This is a genomic window from Persicitalea sp. (assembly GCF_041751555.1).
GTDB lineage: Bacteria > Bacteroidota > Bacteroidia > Cytophagales > Spirosomataceae > Persicitalea.
This window is the reverse complement of sequence record NZ_JBGSXF010000499.1, coordinates 1-4,931: the sequence shown is the minus strand read 5'-3', so window position 1 is coordinate 4,931 and position 4,931 is coordinate 1. Positions and strand designations below refer to the sequence as shown.

General features: G+C 51.1%; 6 protein-coding genes. All 6 read right to left on the bottom strand.

Annotated elements, in window-relative coordinates:
* Positions 1-100: 100 nt before the first annotated feature.
* Positions 101-478 carry an FdtA/QdtA family cupin domain-containing protein gene (locus ACEW8P_RS17645; protein ID WP_373514394.1) on the bottom strand — a complete coding sequence of 126 codons (378 nt, stop codon included), beginning with the start codon at positions 476-478 and terminating at the stop codon, positions 101-103.
* A 41-nt stretch (positions 479-519) separates the two neighbouring features.
* Positions 520-1,632: a non-hydrolyzing UDP-N-acetylglucosamine 2-epimerase gene (wecB, locus tag ACEW8P_RS17640; protein ID WP_373514393.1), complete on the bottom strand. Its 1,113-nt coding sequence runs from the start codon at positions 1,630-1,632 to the stop codon at positions 520-522.
* Positions 1,629-2,672, bottom strand: coding sequence for a glycosyltransferase (locus ACEW8P_RS17635; RefSeq protein ID WP_373514392.1), 1,044 nt, complete (start codon positions 2,670-2,672; stop codon positions 1,629-1,631). Before ACEW8P_RS17635 ends, wecB begins: the two co-directional genes overlap by 4 nt.
* The gene (locus ACEW8P_RS17630; protein ID WP_373514391.1) at positions 2,660-3,202 is read right to left on the bottom strand and encodes an acyltransferase; all 543 of its coding nucleotides are present in this window, start codon (positions 3,200-3,202) and stop codon (positions 2,660-2,662) included. The genes ACEW8P_RS17635 and ACEW8P_RS17630 overlap by 13 nt, the downstream gene beginning before the upstream one ends.
* Before the next feature lie 13 nt (positions 3,203-3,215).
* Positions 3,216-4,004, bottom strand: a complete 789-nt coding sequence (locus tag ACEW8P_RS17625; RefSeq protein WP_373514390.1) for a class I SAM-dependent methyltransferase — start codon at positions 4,002-4,004, stop codon at positions 3,216-3,218.
* 5 nt (positions 4,005-4,009) lie between these two features.
* Positions 4,010-4,931: hypothetical protein (locus ACEW8P_RS17620; protein WP_373514389.1), on the bottom strand; the 922-nt coding region annotated here is incomplete at its 5' end.

The window sequence follows — 4,931 nt, the reverse complement described above, 5'->3', positions numbered from 1 at the left end:
TGATCTCTCCAATGGTCGAACGACCACCATAAGGCCACTATCATAAGGATAATGGAGATAAGCAAATAAAAACGATTTTTGTAAGAAGGCGAAAGCATGGTCATTTATCGGTCATTTGATAGGGATCATCGATGTAGTCTTTCACCGAGTAGTACTGGTTTGACAATATCAAAAGTATGGCATCATCCGAAAAATCTTCCATCTTGTACCAATCTTTGGGTTCGAGGATCAGGCACTCGTTGGGTTGATTCAAAACGAATAGGCTTTCACTCACACCATTATGAACATAGATACGGCATTGCCCACGCAGACAAATCAGCGCATTCCAGGTGCTGTGGTGGCGGTGTCCACCGCGCGGTATGTGGTGAGTTCCGTAGATGTAATACACCCTCTTGATCGTGCCAGGCATGAGCTTTTCAAACACAGAGAGACTACCCGAATCAGAGTGAACGGTTTTGAGTTTGACTAAATTGGGCATTTTGTTCCGATTGATATTTGTTGAGAGGTTGTTTAATCTTATTAATATCTGTCCGGGGTTTCGAGCAAATACGAGACGATTCGTTCACTGGCATTCCCTTCGCCGTAAGGGTTCGATGTCGCTACCAAAGTACCCTGGTTCAACCACTCTCTTACCGCCGCCACGATGCGCCCTTTATCAGCACCTACCAGTTGTATGGTCCCGGCTTCCAGACCCTCAGGTCGCTCGGTGGTATCGCGCATCACCAGAACGGGCTTGCCCAGCGAGGGCGCTTCTTCCTGTATGCCGCCCGAGTCGGTCAGAATGAGCCAGCTACTTTTCATAGCGAAAACAAAGTCCGGGTAGTCCATCGGATCAGTCAGGAATACGTTTGGGAGATCGGAAAGGTACTTATGAACCGGTTGCTGTACCTGGGGATTGAGATGAACCGGATAAACGATATTCAGGTCGTGATATTGACTTGCCAAAGTATGCAAAGCCTCACAGATCTGCTTGAAACCATCCCCGAAATTCTCCCGGCGGTGACCCGTTACCAGTAGCACGCGGGTGCCCTTCTCGTAAGCTGCTCGCACCTCAGCAGGTACTTTTTCCGAAAATCCGCTCACCTTTTCTTTCGCCCACAACAATGCGTCGATCACTGTATTGCCAGTGACCAAAATACGACTGCTATCCACGCCTTCCCGTAGCAAATTGTCCGCATTGCGTTGCGTAGGCGCAAAGTAAGCCGCTGCCAGGCGATCTACCAGCAGACGGTTGGCTTCTTCCGGGAACGGCGCTTGCAGATTACCCGTGCGGAGCCCGGCCTCCACATGGCCCACCCTGATTCCAGCGTAGAAGGCCGCTAACGTAGCCGCCAGGGCCGTGGTAGTGTCGCCATGTACCAGCACCCAGTTGGGCCGGAACTTCTCGAAGACCAACCGCATGCTTTGCAGGATTCGGCAGGTAATGTCCGTCAAATCCTGGCCCGCTTGCATAATATTGAGATCGAAGTCGGCCTTAATCTCAAAAAACGCCATGATTGGCTCCAGCATTTCGCGGTGTTGTCCGGTGGAGCAGACCTTCTGTTCCACCGAAGGTAGTTCATGCAGGATTTTTACCAATGGGGCCATCTTGATGGCCTCGGGTCGGGTGCCGAAAACGGTAAGTACTTTCATGTAAAAAGAGAGGCAAAATCCCCCCAGACGTATTTTGCTAAAGCCGCAAAGTTACGATTTCCCGCCGCTTCCAGCGTGGGAAGAGCAGCCGTAACTACCTGCTCCAATTTCTGCCGCAATTCATCGTCGGAGTCGTACAGCCATTCGTCCTGCTGCTGCAGTCTTTCCAATATGACACTTTGCCGGGGGGCTATTATGGTCCTGGCGAAGCCCATCGCCATAATCAGCGAACCCGAGTTCTCGATATTCTTGAAGGGAAGTACCACCGCGTCTGCCGCCCGAAAGTAGTATTGCAGATCGTTATCGGCAATGAATTTATTCATGAAAATGATGTTCGCCGACAGGTTTTCTTCAATCATTTTGCCATACCCCTCATCCATGACTTTCCCCGCTATGAGCAGAAAAGTATTCGGGTGCTGTATCTGTCCGAAACATTTGGCAAGTTCCAGAATGCCTTTATAGGGCTTTATCAGACCAACGTATAAGAGAACTCTTGCCGAGGAAGGCAACTGTAATCGTTCCCGAGCTTCTCTCCTACTAACCAGATCAGGGTACACGCCCGTGTAGTCGCCTTCCGGCACAACCCGAAATTTACGCTCTGGAATACGGAGTTCAGCGGCGGCTTTGGGTATTGTGCTGTGGGCAAAAACCCGAATCCACTCACAACGCCGGGCCAGGAACCGCTGACAGAAGCGATGTATGCCCACCTCGGCAGCATCGTGGGGCAGCACATTGTGCATGGTCCACACTAGCTTGACGCCCAGCAAGCGAGCCAAAAGTACCTGAGCGCAGAACAAAGGGATGCTCAGGTACGTGAGCCATCGCCAACGCCGGAAGTAGTAAGAAACGATCCAGTCGAAGTGCAGGTACTTAGGCCGAAACTTAACGAGTGTGCGAGCGATGCCGAAGAATTTGCCGGGTACGCCGTTGAACGCACGTAGCTTGGGCGATTGATTCAAACCCTCCATCATCAGGCGCTGATAGGGATTGTCCGGCCCGGCCACGGGCAGGCAGGCTATGGTGTCGGCTACCGGAACCACGGGCGGTGGTTGAACTGATACGTTAGATTACTTCTTCGAAGACCTATTTTTTTTGCCGGAACCCCAGCCACGATTGTCAAGGGCGGTACGCTTTTGGTCACAACACTGCCCGAAGCTACGACACACCCCCGCGCCAAGATAACACCGGGTAGGATCGTCGCCCTCGAAGCAACCCACACGTAATCCTCAATAATCACATCCTGCCCTATGGTTCCATAATCATCAGCGTGAGGATCGTGGGACAGGGTCCAGATGTTTACCTCCTGAGCAATATCCACGTTGCTGCCGATAACTATTTTTCCGCCACGGCCATCCAGAAGTGATTTCTTGTTAATTACAGAACCTATCCCTACGGATACATTCCGGCCATTTCTCACCTCCGCTCCCATAGCAAAGAAGCAGCGATCTCCCAAGTGTCCTACCGTACGACTGAGGAAAAATCTTCTTACGGAATAAAACGGAATGTACATAACCCATTCTCGGAAGAGGTAGTCTTTCAGGGCAAGAAGAGCAATGGCAATTGACCTCATAACATCAACGAAATCATTTCAGCCCCCGACGTTTCAAAAAGCTATAAGCTCGGAGTTTCAGGGAGGGGTTTTGCAAAGAGGTGGGCATGTAAAAGCAACGCAGATCTTTTCCCGCAAGCGACATTGTTTTGTAGGCCCACGGGAATCCAAGGCCGTGCTTCGTTCGGTTGGCGACATCGTCCAGCACCGCGCTGTATGTTTCAAGATGGGTGTTTCTCACCAGAATCAGCTTATTAAACCCAACTACCAGCGCCGAGAATTGTGGCGACTTCCTCAAGAACTCGATGAGGGCTTCGGTCACGCCCGGCCATTCGCTGCGGAAAGGGTCATCCAGGATTATAATTCCCTCCTCCCGAATGGACTGAGCGGCTAATTTCAGATCGAATAGGGCTTCTTCGAATGAATGCCCACCGTCCACATGGAACATCCGGTAGCTGGCCCCTATCTCCTCTATTGACAACTCACACGATAGCTTTTCAAAAATCGGGATGGATTCATTGTCAATGTACTTGGCACAGTTGTCAAGAAACTTCTGCTTATTACCCGAACCTGAAAACGAGACGTTATCAGTTTGATTGCCAAAGAGGTCGCAGACCCGCAGCTGCTCACCTTCGTCCAGAAAATGGTAAAAGAATAGGGTACTTTTGCCGTGATGCACGCCGATCTCGAAAAGATCGCCCCCGATTTTGTTCTGCTTTTGTACGGCATTTAGCAGGGATAGCAGCATAGCGGCTTCCTCCGCGAACCAGCCGTCGATCTTTCTCAGCTCCCGGTACTTTTTTCTCGCGCTCTGGTATTCCATTTGGTTTAGATTCTGGTTTCTCGCAACGTCTCGCTTCCCGCGACAAGGTCGGCAGCTACGAGTCGGGTGCTGAATTCAGGGAACGACCGCAAGTGGTACTGACTTTGCACACGCTCGTTGAGTTGTCGGAAAGTCGGGTCCGCCAATTTCTCCAGTGCGGCTCTCAATTCAGCTTTACTGGCAATGGCATTCTGCGGGGCCAAGTTAATCAAATGGCGGTCATTCTGGAATTGGTGAATAAAATTGTACAGGCTCAACCCCCGCGCTGATTCATACCCAAAATCCAGAATGAAGGAGGGAGTTTCGGTAAAACAAGCTTCCAGCCCCATTGTAGTGCCTAAGTGAAAAAAGGCCTCAGCCCGCTCAATGGTAGTATATTTTTTCATGATCTCTTCTTCCTGCACCGACAGGTCGCCCGTACGGAAGTCCTCATCGAACGCCACATTGGGCAATTGCCTCAGCGGTTCGTACAACGTCCAGTCGGCAAGTACCGGATAGGGACGAACGAGTAGCATCCAGTCGGGGCGGACTTGTCCCAGAGTTTCGGCTAGAATTTTCACCAGCCTGACTTCGTCAGACACCAGGCTGGGAATACCGATAGCGCAGCCGAAGTACACGTATTGATAGGGCCGCGTCGGCGCAAGTACTTCGCGCTGTCGGTAATCATGAATATAGCAAAACTGGCTGGCTCCCGTCACTAATACTTGGTCAATGGGAATATTTTGCAAGGAAACTATATCCTCCCGGATAGGCTCCGACCAGCAGGCATACTTTACCCGCTTTGAAAAGCAGGTGTGCTTGCAGGGATGATCCCAACTGTACACGTAAACGCGTACGGCTCGCTTCTCGCGAATCAGACGGGCCAGTAGGTAATCGTCGGAGATGGCGGTGAAGCAAATAAACGAGTCGATATCCGCCAGGTCGGTG